This is a genomic window from Streptomyces sp. NPDC093510 (assembly GCF_040683555.1).
Taxonomy (GTDB): domain Bacteria; phylum Actinomycetota; class Actinomycetes; order Streptomycetales; family Streptomycetaceae; genus Streptomyces.
In genome coordinates, this window is record NZ_JBFBEE010000002.1 from 128,527 (window position 1) to 151,396 (window position 22,870).

Below are 22,870 nucleotides of genomic sequence, written 5' to 3' on the forward strand. Positions count from 1 at the left end.
GTAGTCGGGGGGTTGTGGGCTTCGAGGAAATTTTCGACGGGCGCACGGGCGGGTTTGGTTAGACTGCACGGGCACGCCCGGTGTTCGCGGGGCGCGTGCCTCCTTAGCTCAGATGGCCAGAGCAACGCACTTGTAATGCGTAGGTCGTCGGTTCGAATCCGACAGGGGGCTCAGCTGGAACCCCAGCTCAGATTGCTCTGAGCTGGGGTTTTTTCGTTCAGCGGATGCGGCGTCGGCGGCGGGCGCGGGCCGCGCGGGTGTCGGGGGTCTCAGTTTTGGTCTCAGTGGGGCCCGGATCGGGCTCCTGGGGAGCTGGCACGAAGAACTCGCCCATGCGCCGCATCGCGTCCTTCGAGAGGTGGGACCGGCCTTTCACGTAGCGCCGTGTCTGGCTGATCTGGGTGTGTCGCAGGATCTCCATGATCGTGGTCATATCGACGCCCAGCTCGTTCAGGATCGTGCCGGCGGTGTGGCGGCTTCCGTCGTAGAGGCGGCGGTCGTCGATTCCAGCCTCTGCGAGGAGTTCCTTGAACTCCTCGTAGTCCTGTCGGGGGTCCAGGGGGCGCCCGCCCGGCCGCGAGAACACCACGTCGTGTGCCTCCCACAGCTCACCGGCCGTGGCTCGCATCGCGTCCTGTTGTGCCTTGTGGTCGCGGAGGAAGGGGATGAAGACGGGCGGGATCGGTACGGGGTTCTGGCTCTTCTTGGTCTTGGGGCGGGTGAAGACGAGACCGCCGCCCTTACGCTCCGGGCAGGCGCTCGCGTGCTTCGTGCAGGTCTTGGTGCAGGGCTTCGGGCAGCCTCGCTTGTAGGTCTTGTGCGTGGTGCAGTTCGGCGGGCACGGGGTGAAACGGTGAAGCCGGGCTCCGCAGGCGTGCGGGTCGCCGCAACCGTGCCTCCAGGTGAGGCGCTGAACCTGCCACTTGGGGTGGAACAGCTCTCCTTCCAGGTCGACGTACGGCCAGCGCAGACCGAGCGTCTCGCCCTGCCGGAAGCCCATGCCGACCCCGACGATCCAGCGCATGAACGTGGGCCGCTTCGCCGCCGCCTCGAGAAACGCCTTCGACTCCTCCTGGGTGAAGGGGTTCGCCTCGGTCTCGTCGACACTGGGCGGGTCCACGAGCGTGGCGACGTTCTCACTGATCATCCGGCGGCGGTGGGCAATCTTCAGTGCGCGGGACAGGATGCGGTGCACCTTCAGCACGTGCGAGGGGGCGTGGCCGGTGTCGAGCATGGCGCGGTACATCCGTTCCAGGTGTTCCGGCTGAAGCTTGTCGAGCCGGTGCTGGCCGACGCCCGGGATGATGTCGTTGCGTGTCTTGGACCAGTAGTCATCGAGGGATCGCGGCTTCAGCTTCAGGCTCGCGATGTCGGTGAGGTAGGTCTCCATCCACTTCGCGACGGTCGGCACGCGACCGGCCTTGGTGGCGCGCCCCTGGTCACGCTGCTGCTCCAGTGCTTTGACCTTGCGCTTGATCTCGGGTTCGGACTTGGCGCGGCGGTGTCGGCGGTCGGGGCTTCCGTCGTTCTTGACGCCCATGGTGACGCGGCCGTGCCACCAGCCATCCGAGCCGAAGTAGATGGACGATTCGTTGTTGGGCTTGCGCGGGCTCATAGGGGGCCTCCATGCGGGAGGCACCCCGAGCCGTGTGCTCGGGGTGCCTCAGGGCGTGCTCGGGTCAAGCGGGCAGGGGGGCGAGGTTCTCCACGTACGCCTCCAGGTCCGCGCGCCGGATACGACGCGTGCGGCCCAACTTGATGTACTTCAGGGCGCCTTCGGCCATCAGCTCGTAGACGGTGGAGCGGCCGATGGCGAGTGCTTCGGCCGCCTCTTCGGGCTTGTACAGCAGCCGGTCGACGGGGGCAGCTATCGCGGTGCTCATCCGGGGTGCCTCCTCAGCGGGGTGTCCGGGGCCCTTCTGGAAGTCCGCTACTTCCGCTACCGCCGCTACCGTGCAGGTCAGGGGGCCTGTCGGAGGTAGCGGATGCGGTAGCGGTAGCGGATGGGTAGCGGCAAGCAGGACGGCTTGCCGCTACCGCGTTGACGCAGGTCAGACCAGGTTTTCGGTGCCGGGTAGCGGAGGTAGCGGACTTTCGGGGGGCGGGGGGCAGTAGCGTTGCCACGCGTCGTGCAGATCGGCCGTGTAGTAGCCCTTGAGGACGGCCGTGCCGGTCTTGATGTTGCGGGAGGCGATGGGCTCGTTGTCGGCCGTCATGTACTCCGCGAGCATCTTGGACAGGCGCCGGTTGTCCAGCGGCTTTCCGTTGAGGTCGGCCCAGGGGGCGTCGTCCAAAGAGTTGAGCCGATCGAGGATGGCGACGGTGGGCAGGCGGTCGATGCCGGTCATGACCTGGTCGCGCAGATCGGTGAGGAGACGGACGCCGATGCTGCCCTTGTCGTTGGCGCGCGAGGCCGTCACGAGGGTCACGCACGCGGCACGGGCGCGCTCGGGCCAGTTCCCGCCGACGGCATCGGCGATGGCCAGCAGCGGTTCCCACACGTCGGCCGGACGGTCGGAGACCCCTTCGGGCATCTCGGGCCAGGCACCCATGACGAAGCCGCGGGCGTGTTCGGCCCACGCGGCGAGTCGGTCACGGAGCTTGTGGCCTTCGGCTTCGTGGACGCGCGCCCGGAAGGGCTCCACCTGCTCGTTCCGGGCGCGCCGGCGCATGCGGACGATGACGGAACGGGACAGGATCGTGTCCGGTAGGGAGCCGAGACCGGCGACCGCGACCGCGCAGTACGAGGGGAATGCCTGCACGGTCTGGTTGCCGCCGTCGCCGATGCACCGGTAGGTGACTCCGGTGCGGCGGTGCCCGGCGTTGAGGAAGCCACGCAGTTCCTCGTTGTCCCCTGCCTTGGGGCCAAAGACGGTATCGATTTCGTCGAACAGAATCGTCGGCTTGCCGCTCCCGCTGGACACGCTGCGAAAGAGCGCGGCGGCGGACGCGTTGACGGCCGTCATGGGCTGCGGCACGAGGGTTTCCACGATCTCCAGTGCCCGTGTCTTGCCCGACCCCGGTTCGGGGGACAGGAAGGCGATACGCGGGGTGGAGTCGAAGCAGTCGAGCAGGTGGGCGTGCGCGTCCCACAGGGTGACCGCGACGTAGGCGGCTTCGTGGGGGAAGACGTTGAAGCGGCGGTGGAAGGCTTCCACCTCGTCGAGCAGTACGGCGCCGTCGACGTGGTTGCTCATGCGGCGGCCCTTCCTTCCTGGGGAGCGCGCAGGGGACACACGGGGCGGTGCGCGGCGTGGTCGGTGATGAGGGCGAGCACCTTGCCGTGCCCGACCGCGCTGCGGTTCCTGCCGCACTCGCATGTCGAGGTGGCGGTAGGTGTCGCGCCGCGCGGGGCGCAGATGTGCAGCCACGCGATGGGGAAACGCCCGTCGGGGCGGGGCGGCGTGGCCGCGTGCGGGTCAGGGCGAAGAGCAGTGGGGACGCCTTCGGCGACGCCCCTTGAGGCGCCCACGGCCGGACGCGGTTCCGCCTGCTTGGCGGGGTGCGGGCCGGTCGTGGCGGACGGGATGCTCTTCAGGCGGGGGCGGTTGGGGGTGCTCATGCCGCGGTCCGGCGCTGCTGGTTGTGGGCGATGGACCAGTTCAGAGCACTGCGCAGAGTCGAGCGGCACTGCGATGCCGACAGCCCCGCGGCCTCGCCCGCCTCCTGAAGAGCAGCCTCTACCGTCGACCGGGGAAGATCGCCCCACGCGATGAACCGCCCCAGGGCTCGCGCTGCCGCGAACAACTTCGCCTCGCGCTCGCCGAGTTGGGCCCCGCTGACGGTGCGCGTCTCGTTGGCGAGTGCGGTGTCCGCGTATCGGCGGGATTGTGCCGTTACGGCCACTGAAGGGGCCTGAGGCGACTTGGGGGCCGGTTTCAGGATGCTCAGCAGCCATGAGGGCACAGGGGCCGCCACAGGGCCGCCTACGGCTTCGTAGGTTCCGGCGGGGGTGGTGCTGCCAGCCGCGACGACGTAGCCGCCCCACGCGCGAGTGTCGACCAACGGGGCGATCGTGCCTGCGGTGTTGGCCAGCCGCATGCCGTGCGGGGCGGTGAAGTACAGGTGCTGCCCACCGCTCGCAGTCCGCGTCCGGCAGGTGTCGGGGACGGGGTGCCCGGTGCGCTCGCAGAGCGCCGTGAAGGTCGTCACGCCGCAAGGCGTGTCCGCACTGCTGTTGAGCTTGGGCACGTCGAGATCCACGACCAGCAGCCCAGAAGGGCCGGTGGCAATACCGACGTTGAACGCGGTCCGCGCCCATGCGGCACGGATGCGGTCCGGGTTGGTGGTGGCGCGCTGTTCCCACTTCTGGTGCCTGCTCGCGCAGGCTCCGGTGCGGGGGCAGGCGGCCTCGCCGTGCAGGGCGGGCCGCTTGGTGCCGGGGCGGAGCGGGAAGACGTGCCAGCCGCGTGCTGCGGCGTCCAGGGCGGCAGAGAGCAGGCCCTCTCGCCGGATGTCGGTCGGTTGCGTCATGCTGGGTGTCTCCAGTTCTGTGATGAGTGCTGGTGACAAGGGCGGCCCCGGTTCTTGGTGGAATGGGGGGCCGCCCTTGGCGTAGCTACTGCTGGTTGTTGGTCTTGGCCCACACGCCGTTCGTGCGGCTGTGGACGGTGCGTTGGTCCTGGTGGACGGGGCCCTCGTAGTGGTGGTGGATCTCGGGGTCGGGCTTGGCGCGACGGGCGAGTCGGGCGAGGGCGAGCACGAAGGCCGCGGGGGCGCCGAAGACGAGGCCGCAGACGATCGGGTCGGCGAACTGCGAGACGTACATGAGCACGCTCGCCGTACCGCCGACCATGACGGTGGTGGCGCCCCCGGTGAGCATGAGCACGCTGGCGTCGGTGGCGCCCTGACTCATCGGGGGGCGTCCGGGCTGAGCGACGGGGGTGGTGTCGCGGTAGGCGGCGGCGATGATCCGCCGCGCCTCGGTATCGGCCTGCGCCTCGCTCAGACCGGCGCCCGCGGCGCCCGTCTGCGGGGTGGTGTCGGAGTGCATGCGGAATCCCTTCACGGTGGTGGTGGGGGAGGCAGGGGCACCCCCTGCCCGGGGTGCTGTGGAGGGGGTTTCAGGGGGTGCTGACCTGCGCGCCTCCCCGCCTCCCCGAATGGGTGTTTTCGCTGATCAGAGCGGGGGAGGCGGTCCGGGGAGGCGCTCGGGGAGTTCTCCCCGCCTCCCCGGACCGGACGGTGTTCGCTCCCCGCTATCCGGCGGTGGAAGCGGAACCGTTGCTGTCGCGGTTGGCGAGGGCCCGCAGGACGTGATCGCGGTGGACGACCATGACCCCGTGGGACTTCTTCGGCTCCTCGCCGTGTTCCTCCAGCTCCCGCTTCAGCCGGTCGTTGGTCCACTGGTTGCCGTAGACCTTCGGGTCCAGCGCGTGCAGCCGCTTCAGCACCTCGTTGGTGCGCAGGCGCGGGGCGTCGCCGAACACGGCGGCGATGTCGGCGAGCGGGTCGCGCTGCTCGCCCCGGTCGATGGCGTGCAGGGTGGTGATCCCGTCGCGCAGGGCCTTGGCGCGCTCGGTGATGGCTTTGGCCGCGTCGTCGTCGATGTAGTGCGTGCGCACTGTGATGGATGACTGTCCGGCCGGGATGGCGATGCCGTCGGAGGCGACGACCAGGGTTCCCCGGTCCAGTCCCGGACGCAGCAGGTTGGGGGCTGCGCCGCCGTCAACGGCCTTGTCCCCCAGCGCCATGCGGGCTTGGGATTCGGTGCCGAGCGCGAGGGAGGCGCGGGTGTGGGCGCCTTCACGGACCAGCTTGGGCAGATTGTCGTTGGTGGGGTCCTGGGTGCCCTGCCACATCAGCACGTTCACGGCGCGACCCTGGTTGTGGATCTTGCGGACGGCCATGAAGTACCGGGAGTTGGCCTTCTGGCCGCCGTAGGGCCGCTTGTCGTCCCCGATGGCCGGGCACATGAACGCCACCTGCGCTTCGTCGACCAGGACGATGAGCGGCGGGAAGGTGGTGCCGGGCGGGGCTTGGATGCGGCGGTTCATCTCGTCGACCGCGCGTTCAACCATCTCGGTGACCTCGATGACGTGCTCGTCGGTCGGCCCCTGGATCAGCGTGGAGGCCAGGCCGTCGAACATGGCCCAGTCGCCCACGCCCTTGAGGTCGCCCATGTAGAACTGCACCGACTTGTCCAGCGCCAGCCACAGGGCCAGGGAGCGCAGGGCGACGGTCTTGCCCTGGTTGGACAGGCCCGTGATCAACAGGTGGCGCTGGTACAGGCTCAGCGCCGCCGCGTCGCCGCGCAGGTCCTGTCCCCACGGCGCCTTGCCCTTGGCGTAGTCGGCGGTCATCGTCTCGTCGGTGACCAGCGGCGAGGGGCCGATCGGCTCGTCCAGCGCTCCGGAGTCGGCGATCCACAGCCGCACCGTGCGGGCGGCTTCGGGGATGGTGATGAACACCTCGTGCTCGTGCCGGGTCAGGTTCTCCGCGAGCTTTCGGCGCCGCTGCTGCACCTCCACCGTGGAGACCCCAGACGGCAGCATGACGTCGACTTCTACGCCGCATCCGGCGATCCGGATCGGGCCCAGCATGGCCGCGCCGGCGTCGCCCATCTCCTTGATGGCGTTGCGCAGTGCGGGCACGCCGAGGTCGCGCAGGGCCTTGACGACGATCGAGGGCGTGATGGGCTCACCCTCGCCCGACCGGACGTTGGCCGGAAGCGCCCAACTCGGCGCGGCCTGCGAATGGCGGCCCACACTCCACAGCGCGAGCAGCACCAGCAACGGGCCCACCCGCAGCGCGGGCCCCCACACGACGGAGACGATGGTGATGAGCAGGCGGATGAACTCGATGACCGCCATCAACGGCGTCAGCACGTCGGTCACGTCCTCGTTCGCGATGGCCAGCACCACGCCGAGCCCGACGAGCGAGCCGATGCCCGCCCCGGTACCGACCGCAAGCCCTTTAGCGACATCGACGGGGGAGTGCAGCAGGTCCATGCGGCGGCGGTGCCGCGCCTCGCGGAAGCGCTGCAGCCGCTCCTCCCACTCCGCGGCGACCTCATAGTTTCCCGCGGCTTCCGCGGCCCGCAGGAGGCGTTCGTAGCGGGCACCGGTGCGCCCGTCCCAGGCGCGTCGGGTCACGATCCGTGTGCCGCCGACCACGTACATGCTGTGGCGGACTGCCACCCTGCCCGCCTCGCGGGTGCGTTCGGCGGTGGCGATCCGGCGCACCGTGCGCCCGGAGCGCACCCACAACGGCACGACCGGCGCGGCCGGGGAGGGGTCGGGGACGACGGTGAGGTTCGGCCCGGGCTCGGTGGTGGGCGGGTCGGGGTTCTTGTGCAGAGGAACGACGTTGCCGCTCATGAGGAAACAGCTCCTGACTGCCCCACACACAGGGGCGGGAAGGCGAGGGGTGCCCGGGGCGACCGGTCCGTGGCGGACGGCCACCCCGGGCAGTCGAGAGGTGCGAGCGCGCGTCACGTGGCGGGCGTGGTCACCACCAGCGGGACGGCTTCTTGGGCGTGAGGAAGGGGCAGCCGCTGATCATGTGGGACACGCACTGCGGGCAGTCCTCGCCGGGCTTGAGGGCGCGGTGGATGCTCTTGTCGTAGGCGTGCTGCCAGCACTGCGGGCACTCGCCGGGACGCACCGGTTTGGGGGCCATGGTCACCACCACCCCGAGGACTTCTTAGCGGCCTTGCCCTGCGCGTTCTCGTTCACGATCCGCTGCCGCTCGGTCTGCAACGCGGTGAGCTCCGCGTTCAGCCGGGTCTCGGCCGACGTCCAGGCGGTCTCGACCTTGTTGTCGGCTCGGGTGGTGCTCTTGTGCCGCACCACCGCGACGGAGCCGCGGGTGGCGGCGGCGAGGATGGCGCGGCGCTCACGGCCGTCCAGCGGCCACAACTCGCGGTTCTGTACGGCAGCCAGCTTGCGGGTGGTCTGCTGGATTTCACGGTCCAGGCGACGGATATCGGCGTTGCGCATGGTCAGACGCTCCTCGGGCCCTGACGGAAGTCGGCGGCAGCCTGTCGGGCGGTGTCCCTGATGCCGGTCACCAGCTCTTCAAGCCGGTCGAGGGGGACATAGATCAACCGACTCTGTGCGCCGCCGGTGATCCGCACGGCTACGGCGGGCTCGGCACGGTCCGTACCGGCATGCAGGATGACCGCCTCGGCGGTCAGCCTCGCGGAGTCGCCTCCACGGCTGTTGATGGTGAAGCGGTAGGCCATCGGTGTCCTCTCAGGTCAGATGGTGTCGTGGCAGGGCACGCACATGCCGAGGGATGCGGGGATGACATAGCCCGCATCGCGACGACAGGCGGGGCAGCGGCGGCGAGCAGCGTTGGCCTTGGCCAGCGCCCGCCAGCGGGCCGGGGTCATCGGCCGGACGGGCTTGGCCAGTTCGACGCGGTAGAGGTAGGCGACCAGCGGGCCCCGGCGACGACGCGGCCGTTCAAGCTGCGCGGCCACGCACTGCCCGCCCGGGCGCAGGCCGCGCGCCCGCAGCTGTCGGCGGGTGGCGTAGCCGTCCGGAGCCAGACGCCACCGGAAGACCGGCAGCGCTGCCATTACGCGGCCTTGGCCGATGCGGAGCGTTCGGCGAGGAGCGTGTCCCGCAGTGAGCGGGCGTTGGCCGGTGAAGTGTGGATGGCGCGGCGGATACCCTCACCGGTCACCTTCGCGTCCGGCCAGTCCGCCGTCGCCTTACGTGCTTCGGCGAGCAACTGTTGCGGGGTGCGCTTGGGCCGGGTCGACTTCGCCACGGCCGGGACGCGGCCGGTGGCGCGACGCGGTCGGGCCGACTCCGCTGCCACCGCGCGCTGCTCGATCGGTACGACCGGGGCCGGGGTGATCGAGGGGAACGCCTTGCTGGGAACAGTCGACTTCACGAAGCCGACGGGTACCGGTCGGGGCAGCGCGACCGTGTTCGGGGTGATCGGTGCCGGGGTCGATACCGGCAGGTCAGCCGTAGACCGTTTCATAGTGTTCTTGGTGGATTCCTCCGCATTCGTGTCCGCGGGGGGAATCGGGGCGGGGCGGTGGTGCAGCACCTTGGCGACCAGATCGGACCCGAAGTAGATCGAGCCGACCGGCAACGAGGTGGCCAGCAGCACCAGGGCCCAGTTCGCGGGGTCCCAGTCGGCCAGGCGCCCCCAGTCGACCGTGCGGCCGTGCAGCTCGGGCACGAGGCCGTGCACGTAGTTGAGGACCAGCGAGGCGCCGGTGTAGGTGCCCAGCACGCGCAGCGCGAACTTCCGGTCATCGTCGGCGAGGACGAGGGTGGCGACCAGGGCGAGTGCCATCAGGCCGTCGACCACGAACGGGTACAGCGTCGCCGCCGTGGCGTCGGCACCGACCGCGTTCGCGATGTCCCGCAACGCATTCCACGAGACCCGGAACGCCATACCGACCACCGCGACCAACGCGAGGACGAGCAGGGTCTTGCCACTGCGGTTCATTCGCCACCGCCACTCTGGCGGCCGTGGCGCCGCCAGCCGATGAGCTGCGCGGCGAAGCAGGCAGCGGACACCGCCACGAGCCACGGCAGCCCCCACACCAGGGAGGCGACCGAAGCAGCGATGGAGATAAACGAGCCGACCACGAACAGAACCCAGTTCAGGCCGGTCAAGGGCTGCTCACTCATGCCAGCACACCCCCCACCTGGATCAGCGCGGCGACGATGAGCAGGGCCCCGCCGAGGCGGGTCAGGTCGACCGCCCGCTTCAGGGCGGTGAACTTCGTGACCGCGATGCGGGCCAGACCGGCAATGTCGTGTGCGCGCCGGTCCTCGGACAGATGGGCGGTGATCTCCTCGGCGCTCAGCGTCGCCCACAGCGGAAAGCCGTGCCGGCCGCTCAGGTTCGGACGGACCGAGGAGAGCAGCAGGCCCGCCGAGGCGAGCAGCAGCGCCATACCGAGACCGCCGACCACGTACACGGGCAGCGACAGGGACGCGTCCTTGGCGACCGTCCACGTACCGGCCAGCAGCGCACCGACGAAGGCGAGCAGCAGACTGGTCTTGGTGTCGGTACGCGCGATCTCCGCCTTCACTTCGGCGTGCGCGGACGTCAGGTTCGAGTCGATGGCACTCACGCGCCCACCCCCGAAACAACCGAGACGCCGGTGTTGGCCAGCGCGCGGCGGGCGGCGAGCACCTTGCGGCGAGCCCGGCGGATGCGCCGCTCGTCGACCTCGTTCGGGACGCGGTCAAGGGTGATGATCTCCGCGTCCAGCAGCTCAATGCCCGCCTCGATCAGGGGCATCTCCCGCTCGATCGCGTCCAGCTCAGCAGCCGACGGCTCGTCGCCGGTAACGGCGGCCTGAAGTGCAACGATGTGCTTCATGGGTCGTGTTCTCCCTAGCAGGTGGCAACGGCCCCAACAGAGCCCCCGGAGTAGCCGCTCCGGGGGCTCACGCCGTTGTGGTGGAAGCCGCGCAGGGGAAGTAGCGCGGCAGGGATGCAGGGCTTCTACTCGTCGTCGTCGGCGTCGGTGCGGGCACCACCGCCCATGACCACGTCGCCGAAGACGACACCGCCGGACACGCCGACCTGGTCGCCCTGGACGATGTCGCCACCGAACGTGACGTTGGCGTCGCCGAAGTCGATGACGGCACGGTTCTTGTCGCTCATGACTGTCCTTTCGAACGGGTCGGGGTTATCCCGGCTCCCCTCGGCGCTGCTCGTACGAGACGAGCAGCGGAGGCAACCGGCCGCCACGGTGAGCGCGGCGGAGAAGCTGAGGTTCGTAGCGCGGCAGAGGCCGCGAAAGGTTCGACGGATGTCGGATAACGCAATGCCCGTCACCGCCCCGAGAGGCAGATCCGGGGCAGGTCACCCGGCCCGACATGGTCGGTCGGGATGGTGACCCGCACCCATCGACCGCACGTGCTCATGCGGCTGGGTCGGCACTCTGTTGAGTTCTCCACAGCACGTGATCCGGGCGGTACATCCGGGCGCTGCCCATGCAGGTCAAGCAGGAGTCCGAGACTCGTTAACTGTGCTCGGAACAAAGACTGACTCATCGGTGTTGGTGGTGTTGTACCAACAACTCGATGTCATGAGATTGCACCATGACGTTTGGGTCGTCAAGGCGAACGGCGTATGTTGTTGGAACAAGTCAGCCAACTAGCAGGGAGGCACCGTGCGGGAGCAGCGCCCGAGGTACCACCGGATCGCGGATGACCTGCGAGGACAGATCGAGCGGGGTGAATTGCAGGCTGGTGAGCAGCTCCCCACGGAGTACGAACTGGTGGAGCGCTATGAAGCAAGTCGCAACACGGTCCGGTTGGCTCTGCGGCGCCTGACGGAAGAGGGACTTGTCATCGCTGGTCAGGGGCGGGGCAGCTTCGTTCGTCGCCGCCTGACCCCAGCGGTCTGGGACTGGTCGGTATTGGAGTCCCGGGCACGTCACAAGTCAGACGAGCAAGGCGACCAGTGGGCCAGCATCGTGGCCGAAAGTGGTCGTCAACCCCGGCAAGAAGTCCGGGTTTCCATCCGTCGCCCGTCCGCCGAGATCGCTGAACGGTTGGAGTTGGACCCCGAGACCGCCCTGACTGTGGTTCGGGAGCGAGTGCGCATCGTGGACCAAGACCCGTACGCGCTGGCCGACTCTTACTTCCCCGAGGAACTGGTTCGCGGCACGCCTCTCATGCTGCCGGAAGATGTGTCCGCGCCCGGTGGGGTACTCGCCAGCGTCGGCCTTGTGCAGGCCCGCTATCGAGATGAGATCACCGTCCGGATGCCGACGCGCGCAGAGATCGAGAAGTTGTCCCTACCCTCAGCTACTCCCGTCGCGGTGCACATGCGCACGGGTTACGACGAGAACGACAAGCCCCTTCGAGTAATGGTCACCATCCTCCCGGGAGACCGTCATGTCATCACGTACGACGTTTCGGCAGAGTGAGCGTGCCACACAGGAGAGAGCCAGCGTGAAGGCCCTTCGAAGCATCGACTCGACACTGCCGAGCGATCCACGTCCTGAATGGGTCTGGTACACGTCCTACGGCTCGAACATGCACCTAGATCGGCTTGCTGCCTACATCTGCGGCGGTCGCCCACCGGGCGCAGCGAAGGACTACCCGGGGTGCCGTAATCCTGAGATGCCCGCTCAATCCATCCCCGTGGAACTGACCGGAGCGATGTACTTCGCGACCGTGTCTCCCGTGTGGGGAGGCGGGCGGGCCTTCTACGACCCTCGCGCGAGCGGGCGCGTCTTGGCCAGGGCGCATCTGGTGACCGCTGAGCAGTTCGCCGACATCGCGGCCCAAGAGATGTATCGGGAGCCGGGCGCCGATCTGGATCTGACGAACGCGCTCATGCGAGGGCGGGACATGCTGGGAGACGGCCGTTACGAAACGCTGGTGTGCGCTGGCCAAGTTGACGGCATGCCCGTTCTGACCTTCACGGCTCCCTGGGCCATGGACGATGTCCAGTGGGTGCCCCCGTCCCCGGCCTACGTGCGCTTCCTGGCCTTGGGGCTCCTGTCGGCCGGCGCATGGGACACGGAGGCGGTGGCTTCGTACGTGGCGGCCTGCCCCGGTGCGTCTGGGCACTGGTCACAGCAAGGCATCGCCGATCTGCTGAGTGGAGACGACTGCTAGCTAGATCGTGGTCTCGGTTGCGGTCTCACTCACCGCCCGTTCCGAGCAGAGCCGACTACGTCCACTGAAGTCCGGGTGGCCTCCTGACCAGCAGCGCGAACCGCACGGCGGACATCCGTGGACGCTACCGGAGCAAGATCGGACAACTTGTAATGCGTAGGTCGTCGGTTCGAATCCGACAGGGGGCTCAGCGGGACGAAGGCCCAGGTCACCGAAGTGGTGGCCTGGGCCTTCGTCATGGGGCGGGGGCCCGGGGTCAGGCGACCGTGCCGGTCGCCTTGCTCGTCGACGTTCCGTCGCGGTGGCCGGTGCGGTGGGCCGTGACCTTCACCGTGATCTTCTTGCCGCGCTGGGCGGTCTTCGGGGTCAGGGACGACTTGGTCGCGCCGGTGATCTTCGTGCCGTTCGCGTACCACTGGTAGGAGTACGAGGACGGGACGGGCGACCACGTGCCCTTCGTGGCCTTGAGGACCTTGCCGACCTTCGCGGTGCCGCTGATCGTGGGTTTCGCCGTGGCCTTGGGCGCGGCGCCCTTGGCGACCGTCACGGGCGCGGAGCTCGCCGACGCGTTCCGCGAGCCCGCGTGGGCGGTGACCGTGACGGTCAGCTTCTTGTCCAGGTGCTTCGCCGGGATCTTGTACGTCGCTGCCGTGGCGCCCTCGATGGTCTCGCCGTCCGCCTTCCACCGGTAGGTGAACGAGGACGGGGCGGGCGACCAGGTGCCGGGGGACGCGGTGACCTTGGAGCCGACGACGGGGGTGCCCGTGATCTTCGGGGCGGTGGTGTTCGTGAGTTCCGGCTCGGTGACGGTGAACGTTCCCCGCGAGAACGTCGTGCCGTCGGACTGGACGTAGACGTTCCACGTGCCGGCGGGCACGCCGGTCAGGTCGAGCGTCGCCTTCAGCGTCCGGTAGTCCGCGGAGAGCGACTTCGTCTTCGCGGTGCGCGTCTCGCCCTCCCGCACCAGCTTGACCGTGGTGTCGGGGTGGAGGGCGGTTCCCTTGACGGTCAGCGTGGGCTTGCTGCCCGCCGGGGCCGTGGTCGGGGTGACGTCGGTGACGGTGGTCCTCTCGTCACCGCAGCGGCTGAACCGGCACTTCAGCGTGGCGCGGTAGGACGTGGCGGAGGCCTTCTCCGGGAGGCCGAGAACGAGCACGGAGGGCTTCCTCGAGTCCGTGTCCGGGTCGTTCACGCCGCAGACGTAATCCATGGGCACGGCCGCGGAGCAGCCGTTGGTCCAGGCGCTGTTGTAGAGGGCGGGGACCGCTTCCTCGGTGGCTCCCGTGGTGTCGGTGATCTCGGCTTCGAAGTGGTCGTTGCGGGCCGTGGGCAGGACGGCGCACGTGGCCGTGTGCGATTCGTCGAGGGTGCCGGTCACGGGTCCGTAGCCGTAGGCGATCGAGGGGACCTTGGTGCACTCGGCCGCGGGGCCGTCGGCGGTGGCGATGCGCAGGGCGTCGAGGCGGTACGCGGGTGCTGCCTCGCGGTTCACCGGAGTCTGCACGAGGACCTGGTGGGTGGTGCTGCCGGTGACGGCGCAGGCCCGGGCGCGCAGGGAGCACTCGCTCTTGCCGTCGCCGTCCAGGACGTACATGTCGGCGGTGGCCCGGACGTCCCGCACGTCGAGGTGCACGACGTCGGTCGCGGCGGACGTGGTGACCTGGTGGCAGCGGAGGGCGCCGGGGCCGCCGGGCGTGCCCTTGACGGAGGGTCCGCCGACCTTGCCGGCCGGAGTCTTCGCGCAGCCCGCGGACGACGCCGTCGACGTCACGTCGCGGCGCGTCAGGGTGTACTTGGCGGCCTGATCGCGTCCGGTGACCAGGACCGTGTGGGCCTTGCCGGGGGTGAGCTCGCAGAGCGTCCAGCCGTTGGTGGTGGCGTAGCGGTCGCAGACGCGCTTGCCGGTGGAGTCCAGCACGGAGAACTTGGCGGGCACGTCGCCGGAGGTGGCGGTCAGTTGCAGGGCCTCGGCCGGGGTGTGGGCGTTCGCCGGGATGGTCAGGCAGTGCGAGAAGACTCCGTCGCCGGTGGAGAACGTGGCCTTGGCGCCGTCGGCGGAGAAGCTGCCCGCGGGCAGGACGGGGCAGTCGTTCGCCGCGTCGGTGCGGTGGACGGCGACCGCGTACGGGCCGGTGCGGGGGGTGCCGTCGGCGTGGACGAGGGCGCGGTAGGGGGCGGTGCCGGTGAGCGAGCAGTCGCCCGCGGACAGCTGCTCCGCCTCGCACTGCTCGGTGCCCTCGCTGTCGAGGACCTCCACGTCGGCGTCGACCCCGGAGTTGCTGAGCGGGGTGAGCGCCGCGATCCGGGAGTCCTCGGGCACGGGAAGGTTCAGGCAGTCGTACTGTCCCGCCGTGCTGAACGCGCCCTTGTGAACGCCGAGTTCGCTCTTCACGCAGCCGCGGTCGGAGGCCCGGTCGAGGACGATCAGGCCACGTGAGGTGTTGTGGAACGGGGACGCGCCGGCGAGGTAGGCGGTGTAGGTGCCCGCGGCGGGCACCCGGCAGGGCAGCTCGGTGTTACGGCAGACGGTCTTGCCGGAGCGGTCGTGCACGCGGACCGGGCCGGTGTCGCCGTCCTTGTCGATGGAGTCGAAGCGGTACTTGCCCGCCTTCTCGGCCGTGACCGTGTAGCAGGGCGTGGTGATCAAGTCCTGTGCGGTCAACGGGCCGTAGGGGCGGACGGGGGAGGCGGGGCAGCCCTGCGGGTCGTTCAGGCGGCGCGCCGTGACCGCGTACGCGGCGGGAAAGCCCCCCTCGGCCTCCGTGACGCGGGACAGGGCGCGGTAGGGGCCCTTGCCGGGCAGGACGCAGCTCTCCTCGCCGTCCTCCGAGGACGCGGAGCAGATCCGGGCGCCGGTTGAGTCGGTGATCCACGCGCGGGAGTCGCCGTAGGACTTGGTGCCGTGCGTGAGCAGGATGCGGTCGCCGGGCTCGGCCCCGAAGGGCTGGCAGTCGAGCTCCAGGGCGCTGCCCGAGGTCCGGGTGACGGTCGGCAGGTCCCAGGCGGTGCCGACGGATTCGGCGCAGCCGCGGGTGGCGCCCAGCGGCACGACGGTGACGGCGGTGTCCGCGTCCTCGAAGCCGTTGTTGACGACCGTCAAGGTGTAGTCGCCTGCGGCGGGCAGGTCGCAGCTGCTGCCGGTGCAGTCGATCTCGGTGTCACCGGCGTGGACCCGGATGTACGACTCGTTGGAGCTGTCGTCGAGCGACACCTCGTGGAAGCCCGCCTCGGTGGCGGTGAAGGTGTAACAGGTGGACGCGTCGGGTGCGACCGTCGCCCTGCCGACCGCGTCACCCGGGTCGCCGAACGGTGCGAGGGCCAGCGGCGCGCATTCCGGTTCGGCGGCGTGGGCGGCCGTCGTCGGCAGCGCGGACGGTACGAGCAGGGCAAGCAGTGCGGTCAGGGTGAAGAGGACGGCGGCGGACACCGCGGGTCTCGTGGATCTCGGACAGGGACGTGGTTCAGGCATCGAGCCCCCCCAGGCTGAACGGATATTCGGGTGATCGTGGCACAAGGGTGTGACAACCCGTGCTGGAGGGGCTACTGGATTAAGAAGTGGGGGCTCAGTGGCGGCCCGCCACCCGGTTCGCCCATTGGGCGAGGCGGGACGATTTGGTGGTGTGGGTGGTCAGTTCGCGGTGGTCGGCCGCGTTGTACGTGGCGTACATGCCGTGGACTCCCAGCCAGCGGAACGGTTCCGGTTCCCAGCGGCGGACCTTGTGGTTGACCCAGGGGAGGGTGGTGAGGTCGGTGGGGCCCGCCTGGCCGGAGTCCTGTTGGACGAGGTCGCGCAGGGTGCGGGCGGCGAGGTTGGCGGTGGCGACGCCGGAGCCGACGTAGCCGCCGGCCCAGCCGAGGCCCGTGGCGCGGTCCAGGGTGACCGTGGCGCACCAGTCGCGGGGGACGCCCAGGACGCCGGACCAGGCGTGGGCGATGCCGACGCCCGTGAGCTGCGGGAAGAAGCGGACGAGGACGGAGCGGAGCGCCTCGACCGTGGCGGGCTGGGTGCGGCCGTCGTTGTCCGTCTTCGAGCCGTAGCGGTAGGGGACGCCGCGGCCGCCGAGCGCGATGCGTCCGTCGGCGGTGCGCTGGGCGTACATGTACGCGTGGGCCATGTCGCCGAGCGTCTCGCGGCCCTCCCAGCCGATCGACTCCCACTGGGCGGCCGTCAGGGGTTCCGTCGCGATCATCGAGGAGTTCATGGGGAGCCAGGTGCGGCGCTGGCCCTTCAGGGAGGCGGTGAAGCCTTCCGTGCAGCGCAGGACGTAGGGCGCGCGGACCGTGCCGTACGGAGTGATCGCGTGCTTCGGCTCGATCTCCGTGACCGGCGTCGACTCATGGATCGTGACGCCGAGGGACTCCACGGTGTCGGCCAGGCCCTTGACCAGTTTCACCGGGTGCAGGCGGGCGCCGTGCGGGGTCCACGTGGAGCCGACGGCTCCGGCGACGCGTATCCGTTCGGCCGTCTCGCGTGCGCCGTGCAGGGCGCGGTCCTTCTCGCCGTACGAGAGTTCCGTGTCGTGGAAGGCCTTGAGGCGGGCCAACTGAGCCGGGGTGTACGCCACTTCGAGCACGCCGCCCCGGTGGATGTCCGCGTCGATCGACTCCTCGGCGGCCGCGCGGATCACTTCGTCGACCGTGTCGTTCATCGCCCGCTGGAGACGGACCGCCGCTTCGTGGCCGTGCAGTTTGGCGTAGCGGTCGCGGCCCGCGATGCCGTTGTAGAGCCAGCCGCCGTTGCGGCCGGAGGCGCCGTAACCGCAGAACTTCTGCTCCAGGACGGTGACGCGGAGGAAGGGGGCGGCCTTCTTCAGGTAGTACGCGGTCCACAGGCCGGTGTAGCCCCCGCCGACGATGCAGACGTCCGCCGTGGCGTCGGAGGTCAGGGGTTCGCGGGTGGCGGGCAGGCCGTCGTCGGCGTACCAGAACGATATGCCGCCGTTGACCGGGCCGGCCGAGTGGTGCGTGTTGTTCGCGTTGTTCGCGCTGCTCATGGGCGGACGTTACTGCGCAGGTGGGGGGTGTGGGGAGGGGTGTGGGGAGGGGGTGTGCCGGGGGGCGGGGGCGGCTCGGATTCGGCTCGGGGGCTTGGGTCCGAGGGGTGCGTCGGTCGGCAGCCGGTGTGCGGGGTAGATTCCGATACTTTGAGCGGTACGTGTCGAAATCTGGAGGGCTCAACTCATGGCCGTACACAAGGCCGGACGCACGGCCGGACGCAAAGCCGGGCGCAAGACCGGGAGCGTCGCCGCCGCGGTGGCAGCGGCGGCGCTGATCGGGGTGGCCGCGTCCGCCTGTGGTCCCGACGACGACAACGGCAAGGGCGGCGGCAAGGGCGGTGCCCTCAGCGACAAGCCCGCGTCGTCGTCCGGCGCGGAGTCCCCGGACTCCGACGCCCCGGAATCCGACGCCCCGGAGGCGAAGGCTCCCCCGGCGGCCAGTGCCCAACTCGCCGGTGTGCACGCCTCGGTGAAGGGCGGCGTCATCACCGTCGGTGATCCGAAGGCCAAGCATACGGTCAAGGTGTACGAGGACCCGCGCTGCCCGTTCTGCAAGAAGTTCGAGGACGGCGGGGCACAGGCGCTGGTGAAGCCGGTGGCCGACGGCAAGGTGAAGGTCGAGTACACGATCGCCTCGTTCCTCGACAAGAACCTCGGCGGCAGCGGCTCGGTGAACGCGGCGAACGCGCTGCGGGCGTCCGTGGAGGCGGGCAGGTTCCCGCAGTTCCACGCCGCCGTCTTCGCCAACCAGGCGGAGGAGGAGACGGACGACGCCTACACCCCGGCGTTCCTGCTGAAGATCGCCGACAAGGTCGACGGGCTGCGCGGCGGCGCCTTCGACAAGGCGGTCACCAACGGGACGTACAAGAAGTGGGTCGGCGAGGCGATGGACTCCTTCAGCGACGACGGCATGCAGGGCACACCGACCGTCTTCATCGACGGGAAGAAGTCCGGGGGCGCCGGCCTCTACGAGCAGGCCGGCTTCGCGAAGGAGCTCAAGGCGGCGGGCATTTCCTGACACCGGCCGTGGGGGTGGGGGTGGGGCGGAGGCGGGGGCGGGGGGAAAATCCGCGTGCGGGCCGCGCGGGTACGTCGGTAGGGTCCCGGGCGTGATCGACATTCGCATTCCGGACGAGCTGGTCGAGTCGCAGCACCTGTACGCGGGGGGGCCGGGGCGCGCCTTCATCGCCGCGCTCCCCGCACGCGTCCGGGAGTTCGTCGACCGCTGGGACCTGACCGTCGACGGCGACCCGATGCACGGCATGGCCGCGCTCGTACTGCCCGTGGTGCGCGCCGACGGCACGCCCGCCGCGGTCAAGTTCCAGCTCCTGGACGAGGAGACCGAGGGCGAGCCGGTCGCGCTGCGCATGTGGGACGGGGACGGGGCCGTGCGCCTCCTCGATCACGACGGCGCCACCGGCACGATGCTGCTCGAACGCCTCGACTCGGGGCGGATGCTGTCGACGGTGACCGACACCCGCAAGGCCGTCCTCGTCCTCGCCGAACTCCTCGCCCGGCTCACCGCGATGCCCGCCCCCGCGGGGATGCGTACGCTCGGCGACATCGCGGCCGAGATGGTCGACGACCTGCCCGGGACCCTGAAGTCGATCGCCGACCCGGGCGAGCGGGCGCTCGTCGAGCGGTGCGGGGGCGCGGTGCGCGAGGTCATGGGCGAGGCCGGTGACCGGATGCTGCACTGGGACCTCCACTTCGAGAACGTCCTGGCGAGCGACCGCGAGCCGTGGCTCGCCATCGACCCGAAGCCGCTCGCCGGGGACCCCGGCTTCGACCTGTGGCCCGCCCTCGACAACCGGTTCGAGCCGGACGAGGTGCTGTGGCGGTTCGACGCGATGACGGAGGTCCTCGGCCTCGACCGGGAGCGGGCGCGCGCCTGGACGCTCGGCCGGGTGCTGCAGAACGCGATCTGGGAGGCCCAGGACGGGCGGCCGATGGTGGCCGACGACATGGACATCGCGCGGCGGCTGCTCGGACGGTGAGACGGCGTTGCACTCGGGGTGCGGGGCGTGGCTTGCTGCCTCCATGATTCGTACCGCCACGCCCGACGACGTCCCCGTCATCCACGCCCTGGTCCGCGATCTCGCCGCGTACGAGAAGGCGCCCGACGAGGCGAAGGCGACCGAGGAGCAGCTGCGCGAGGCGCTCTTCGGCGAGCGCCCCGCCGCGTTCGCGCACATCGCGGAGGACGACACGTCCGGTGACGTGGTGGGCTTCTCGCTCTGGTTCTTGAATTTTTCCACGTGGCGTGGCGTGCATGGAATTTATCTGGAGGACCTGTACGTACGCCCCGAGGCGCGCGGCGGCGGGCACGGCAAGGCGCTCCTCGCCGAGCTCGCGCGGATCTGCGTGGAGCGTGGCTACGAGCGGCTCGAATGGTCCGTACTCGACTGGAACGAGCCGTCGATCAACTTCTACCGGGCGCTGGGGGCGCGGCCCCAGGACGAGTGGACCGTGTACCGGCTGACCGATGACGCGCTCACCGCGCTGGGCTCAGGCTCAGGCTCAGGCTCATAGGGCCCGGCCGCCTGGCCTGTCCCTTCAGAACTCGTCCACTGTGTGTGGCAGCAAGGGTGTGTGCAGGGCCGCGTCCAGTGCCGCGACCGTGCCCGGTGTGTGCTCCGTCGCCAGGCCCGCGCGGACCAGGGCGTCGGCCTTCGTACCGCCCAGGTAGCAGGCCGCCAGGTCGCGGACGTCGAGGGTGAGGTCCGCGGGGGCGTCCGTCGGTTCGTACGTACAGCCGTCGGGGGACGCCGTCAGGCGGTGGCGGCCCGCGTTGGCCGGGAGGCGGTCGTCCCGCACGTCGAGGACCACGTCCACCGGGGCCGCCCACGAACGGGACTCCAGCGCCTTGCGTACGTCGACGAGGCGGAGCCACAGGGCGGGGAAGTCGCCCGTGACGCGGACCTGGTCGCGGTCGGCGGCGAACAGGTGCAGCGGGTCGTCCACGGGGCGGCCCCAGGCGCGGACCAGGCCCGTCAGGTCGATCGACGCGAGGTATCGCCAGAGCGCGGCCGCGGCGGCCGGGGTGTCCGCCTCCAGCTCGTCCAGGCGGACGAGGCCGGGGGCGTCGTCGCGGGTCTTGGTGCGGTAGATGGCGTAGCCGGCGATGGTGGTGGTGTTGGTGGTGGCGGTGGTGTTGGGCAGGGTGGCGTTGTCGCTGGGGCTGTTGGGGGCGCCGGTGGCGCCGGGGGCACCGGTGGCGCCGAGGACGACGACTCGGGGCGGGGACAGCTCGTCGTCCTCCTCGTCCTCCGTCACCAGCCACTCCTCGCGCCACCACGCCTCGCCGCGGGCTATGCGGCCTGCGCGCTCGGTGCGTGTGCGGTCGTAGTACGCCCCGAGCAGGCCGGGCGCGTCGGCCGGGTCCACGAGGCGCAGCGGGCGGTCGTCCGGGGTGATGCGCAGGGCCAGCGGGCGCCGGGAGTCGATCTCCACGGTGTGGCCGTGGGTGGCCGGGCCGAAGCCGAACCGTCCGTAGATCGCATCCTCCGACGCCCACAGGGACGCGATCGGCGAGCCGTCCGCCACCGCCCGCGCGAACAGTTCCGCCAGCATCCCGGAGAGCACGCCGCGTCGGCGGTGGGTCGGCGCCACGGACACGAATGTCAGGCAGGGGCAGGGCAGTTCGCCGCCCGGCACGGACACGGTGAAGGGGAACGCGGCGACGAACCCGACCAGTTCGCCGTCCTCGTACGCACCGATGCGGACGCAGTCGAGCAGCAGCTCGTGGTGGTGCTTGCGCTTCTCCTCCTCCGGGGTCTCGTGGAAGACGAGGTAGGCGAGGGAGAGCGCGCGGTCGATCCCCGCCGCGGGGATGTCGCGGAACTGGACGGATTCCATACCCATATAACGGACGGTAGTTCCCGGAGCGGGGGCGGGCACCCGGATTTTTGGGCGGAGGTGGGAGACGGGGGGTGGGGGTGGGGGTGCTGGTGCCGGGGCGGCCCTCGGGGCCCGCGGGGGGCGCCGCCGGTTTTGGTGGGGCGGTTGCTGTTGTTCGGCTGTTCGGTTGTCCGGTTGTTTGGCTGTTCGGTTGTTCAGTTCGGAGTGGACCTGAGGTCGAGCGACGACTTGGCCAGCGCGAGCGACACCGCCTCCACGGCGCTGTTGAACGACACCTCGGACAGCAGCCCCGGAGCCGCCACCTGGTCGCCCGCCAGGTAGACGCCGTCGCCGCGGTCGATCGCGGGACGGTCCCGCCAGGTGGTGCCGGGGAGGTCCAGCGCGCCCGTACGGCCGTTCGCGACCGAGGCGCGGCGCCACGTCAGACGTTCCCGCCAGCCCGGACAACCCAGGTCGAGAAGGTGCTCGGCGCGGGCCACGCCGTCGGCCTTCGTCTCCTCGGGGGACAGGGGGATCTGCGCCTGTACGAGCTGTTCGCCCTCGGGGGCGAGTGTGGGGTCCTGCGCGGTGAAACGTTCGACCCAGCCCGTCCGGTCCAGGTCGGAGACCACGAAGGCGTCGCCCCTGCGGGAATGGAACGCCACGTCGACGAGCGTGGTGCGGCCGCTCTCCCAGCGCAGCGAATCGTCGCCGAGGAGGCGCCGGGCCGCGTCGAGGGACGTCGCGACGACGACCGGGCCGTCCTGGGGGAGGCCGAGGTCGGACAGGCTGTCGACGCGGTCCAGCGTCTCCGTGCGGACACCCATGTTCCAGGCGAGCGCGGCCATGCGGTCGATGACCGAGCCCCAGCCGCCGCGCGGGTAGTGCGCCTCCGGGGGCAGCTTGGTGGCGCGGCGCAGGCGCTCCTGCACGAAGCGGGCGGAGAGCGAGCCGGGGTCGTGGTGGAAGGTGGCCACGGCGATGTAGTGCGCGGCGGCGCGGGCTCCCTCCTCGCCGACCTGTTCCGTCGCCCACGACATGAAGTCGCGGTCCACCGGCGCCTGTTCGGGCCTGCGGCGCAGCAGCTTGAGCATGGCGAAAGGTGGCGTACGGCGCAGTGCGCCGCGGTGGTGCAGGCGCAGGCGGGCGCCTTCGAGGGGTGGGAGGGGGGCGAGCGGGCCGATGAGGTTGCGCTGCTTGAGCCAGGCCCAGTGGGGGCCGCCGTTGTAGAGGGCGTGCGGGCCCTCGTTCGTCTTGTACGTGCCTTCGGCGGTGCGGGCGCGGCCGCCGAGGGTGTGGTGGGACTCGCGCAGGGTCACTCGGGCGCCCGCCTCTGCGGCGCTGATGGCCGCGGTGAGGCCGGCGAAGCCGCCGCCGATGACGGTGAGGTTGGGGGTGGGCATGGGGGGCGCTCCTTGGGGTCGGTGGTCGGTGGTTGGTCGTCTCGTTTCACCTCTTGGACGGTTCGGGGTGGTCC

Annotated in this window: 25 protein-coding genes and 1 tRNA gene; 6 read left to right on the plus strand and 20 right to left on the minus strand. The window is 70.3% G+C overall.

Features of this window, described 5'->3' with window-relative positions; all coding sequences use genetic code 11:
- The first annotated feature begins 97 nt into the window (after positions 1-97).
- Positions 98-171 (plus strand) — tRNA-Thr (locus AB0N81_RS02895).
- 46 nt (positions 172-217) lie between these two features.
- Here the strand turns inward: AB0N81_RS02895 and AB0N81_RS02900 are convergent.
- From AB0N81_RS02900 to AB0N81_RS02975, 16 genes are all read right to left on the minus strand, one after another.
- Positions 218-1,615: a tyrosine-type recombinase/integrase gene (locus AB0N81_RS02900; protein WP_365355068.1), complete on the minus strand. Its 1,398-nt coding sequence runs from the start codon at positions 1,613-1,615 to the stop codon at positions 218-220.
- A gap of 64 nt (positions 1,616-1,679) precedes the next feature.
- Positions 1,680-1,883 (minus strand): helix-turn-helix domain-containing protein, encoded by a 204-nt coding sequence (locus AB0N81_RS02905; RefSeq protein ID WP_365355070.1) that lies wholly within the window; start codon positions 1,881-1,883, stop codon positions 1,680-1,682.
- 168 nt (positions 1,884-2,051) lie between these two features.
- Positions 2,052-3,197, minus strand: a complete 1,146-nt coding sequence (locus AB0N81_RS02910; protein WP_365355072.1) for a DUF3631 domain-containing protein — start codon at positions 3,195-3,197, stop codon at positions 2,052-2,054.
- Positions 3,194-3,562, minus strand: a complete 369-nt coding sequence (locus AB0N81_RS02915; protein ID WP_365355074.1) for a hypothetical protein — start codon at positions 3,560-3,562, stop codon at positions 3,194-3,196. The genes AB0N81_RS02910 and AB0N81_RS02915 overlap by 4 nt, the downstream gene beginning before the upstream one ends.
- Positions 3,559-4,473: a bifunctional DNA primase/polymerase gene (locus tag AB0N81_RS02920; protein ID WP_365355076.1), complete on the minus strand. Its 915-nt coding sequence runs from the start codon at positions 4,471-4,473 to the stop codon at positions 3,559-3,561. The genes AB0N81_RS02915 and AB0N81_RS02920 overlap by 4 nt, the downstream gene beginning before the upstream one ends.
- Before the next feature lie 85 nt (positions 4,474-4,558).
- The gene (locus AB0N81_RS02925) at positions 4,559-4,993 is read right to left on the minus strand and encodes a hypothetical protein (protein ID WP_365355078.1); all 435 of its coding nucleotides are present in this window, start codon (positions 4,991-4,993) and stop codon (positions 4,559-4,561) included.
- A 205-nt stretch (positions 4,994-5,198) separates the two neighbouring features.
- On the minus strand, positions 5,199-7,319 hold the full coding sequence (locus tag AB0N81_RS02930; protein ID WP_365355080.1) for an FtsK/SpoIIIE domain-containing protein: 2,121 nt from the start codon (positions 7,317-7,319) through the stop codon (positions 5,199-5,201).
- 130 nt (positions 7,320-7,449) lie between these two features.
- Positions 7,450-7,620 carry a pRL2-8 gene (locus tag AB0N81_RS02935; protein WP_365355082.1) on the minus strand — a complete coding sequence of 57 codons (171 nt, stop codon included), beginning with the start codon at positions 7,618-7,620 and terminating at the stop codon, positions 7,450-7,452.
- Positions 7,621-7,622: 2 nt separating this feature from the next.
- Positions 7,623-7,940 carry a hypothetical protein gene (locus AB0N81_RS02940; RefSeq protein ID WP_365355084.1) on the minus strand — a complete coding sequence of 106 codons (318 nt, stop codon included), beginning with the start codon at positions 7,938-7,940 and terminating at the stop codon, positions 7,623-7,625.
- Positions 7,941-7,942: 2 nt separating this feature from the next.
- Positions 7,943-8,185, minus strand: coding sequence for a hypothetical protein (locus AB0N81_RS02945; RefSeq protein ID WP_365355086.1), 243 nt, complete (start codon positions 8,183-8,185; stop codon positions 7,943-7,945).
- Positions 8,186-8,200: 15 nt separating this feature from the next.
- On the minus strand, positions 8,201-8,524 hold the full coding sequence (locus AB0N81_RS02950) for an RRQRL motif-containing zinc-binding protein (RefSeq protein WP_365355088.1): 324 nt from the start codon (positions 8,522-8,524) through the stop codon (positions 8,201-8,203).
- On the minus strand, positions 8,524-9,414 hold the full coding sequence (locus AB0N81_RS02955; protein ID WP_365355090.1) for a DUF2637 domain-containing protein: 891 nt from the start codon (positions 9,412-9,414) through the stop codon (positions 8,524-8,526). The genes AB0N81_RS02950 and AB0N81_RS02955 overlap by 1 nt, the downstream gene beginning before the upstream one ends.
- Complete coding sequence (locus tag AB0N81_RS02960; RefSeq protein WP_365355092.1) at positions 9,411-9,599, minus strand: hypothetical protein; 189 nt, start codon at positions 9,597-9,599, stop codon at positions 9,411-9,413. Before AB0N81_RS02960 ends, AB0N81_RS02955 begins: the two co-directional genes overlap by 4 nt.
- On the minus strand, positions 9,596-10,048 hold the full coding sequence (locus AB0N81_RS02965) for a Pycsar system effector family protein (protein ID WP_365355094.1): 453 nt from the start codon (positions 10,046-10,048) through the stop codon (positions 9,596-9,598). Before AB0N81_RS02965 ends, AB0N81_RS02960 begins: the two co-directional genes overlap by 4 nt.
- Entirely contained in the window at positions 10,045-10,299 is a 255-nt protein-coding gene (locus tag AB0N81_RS02970; protein ID WP_365355096.1) for a DUF6284 family protein, read from the minus strand. The genes AB0N81_RS02965 and AB0N81_RS02970 overlap by 4 nt, the downstream gene beginning before the upstream one ends.
- A gap of 125 nt (positions 10,300-10,424) precedes the next feature.
- A complete protein-coding gene (locus AB0N81_RS02975) occupies positions 10,425-10,586 on the minus strand; it encodes a hypothetical protein (protein ID WP_365355098.1) in 162 nt (53 codons plus the stop codon).
- A gap of 511 nt (positions 10,587-11,097) precedes the next feature.
- On the opposite strand from AB0N81_RS02975, the gene AB0N81_RS02980 reads away from it, so the two are divergent.
- Positions 11,098-11,859 carry a GntR family transcriptional regulator gene (locus AB0N81_RS02980; RefSeq protein WP_365355100.1) on the plus strand — a complete coding sequence of 254 codons (762 nt, stop codon included), beginning with the start codon at positions 11,098-11,100 and terminating at the stop codon, positions 11,857-11,859.
- A 25-nt stretch (positions 11,860-11,884) separates the two neighbouring features.
- Positions 11,885-12,556: a histone deacetylase gene (locus AB0N81_RS02985; RefSeq protein ID WP_365355102.1), complete on the plus strand. Its 672-nt coding sequence runs from the start codon at positions 11,885-11,887 to the stop codon at positions 12,554-12,556.
- A 256-nt stretch (positions 12,557-12,812) separates the two neighbouring features.
- Here AB0N81_RS02985 and AB0N81_RS02990 read toward each other — a convergent pair whose 3' ends face one another.
- Positions 12,813-15,983 carry a Tat pathway signal protein gene (locus tag AB0N81_RS02990; RefSeq protein WP_365355104.1) on the minus strand — a complete coding sequence of 1,057 codons (3,171 nt, stop codon included), beginning with the start codon at positions 15,981-15,983 and terminating at the stop codon, positions 12,813-12,815.
- A gap of 136 nt (positions 15,984-16,119) precedes the next feature.
- Positions 16,120-17,550: an FAD-dependent oxidoreductase gene (locus AB0N81_RS02995; RefSeq protein ID WP_365355106.1), complete on the minus strand. Its 1,431-nt coding sequence runs from the start codon at positions 17,548-17,550 to the stop codon at positions 16,120-16,122.
- Positions 17,551-17,737: 187 nt separating this feature from the next.
- Here AB0N81_RS02995 and AB0N81_RS03000 point away from each other — a divergent pair, with 187 nt between their 5' ends.
- The 3 genes from AB0N81_RS03000 to AB0N81_RS03010 all read left to right on the plus strand — a co-directional run bounded on the left by AB0N81_RS03000 (position 17,738) and on the right by AB0N81_RS03010 (position 20,085).
- A complete protein-coding gene (locus AB0N81_RS03000; protein ID WP_365355108.1) occupies positions 17,738-18,571 on the plus strand; it encodes a thioredoxin domain-containing protein in 834 nt (277 codons plus the stop codon).
- Positions 18,572-18,665: 94 nt separating this feature from the next.
- The gene (locus AB0N81_RS03005; RefSeq protein WP_365355654.1) at positions 18,666-19,550 is read left to right on the plus strand and encodes an aminoglycoside phosphotransferase family protein; all 885 of its coding nucleotides are present in this window, start codon (positions 18,666-18,668) and stop codon (positions 19,548-19,550) included.
- A 43-nt stretch (positions 19,551-19,593) separates the two neighbouring features.
- Positions 19,594-20,085: a GNAT family N-acetyltransferase gene (locus AB0N81_RS03010; protein ID WP_365355110.1), complete on the plus strand. Its 492-nt coding sequence runs from the start codon at positions 19,594-19,596 to the stop codon at positions 20,083-20,085.
- 24 nt (positions 20,086-20,109) lie between these two features.
- Here AB0N81_RS03010 and AB0N81_RS03015 read toward each other — a convergent pair whose 3' ends face one another.
- Both AB0N81_RS03015 and AB0N81_RS03020 read right to left on the minus strand, forming a co-directional pair.
- Positions 20,110-21,411 carry a GNAT family N-acetyltransferase gene (locus tag AB0N81_RS03015; RefSeq protein WP_365355656.1) on the minus strand — a complete coding sequence of 434 codons (1,302 nt, stop codon included), beginning with the start codon at positions 21,409-21,411 and terminating at the stop codon, positions 20,110-20,112.
- Between the two features lie 197 nt (positions 21,412-21,608).
- Positions 21,609-22,796, minus strand: coding sequence for an NAD(P)-binding protein (locus AB0N81_RS03020; RefSeq protein WP_365355112.1), 1,188 nt, complete (start codon positions 22,794-22,796; stop codon positions 21,609-21,611).
- Between the last annotated feature and the right edge of the window lie 74 nt (positions 22,797-22,870).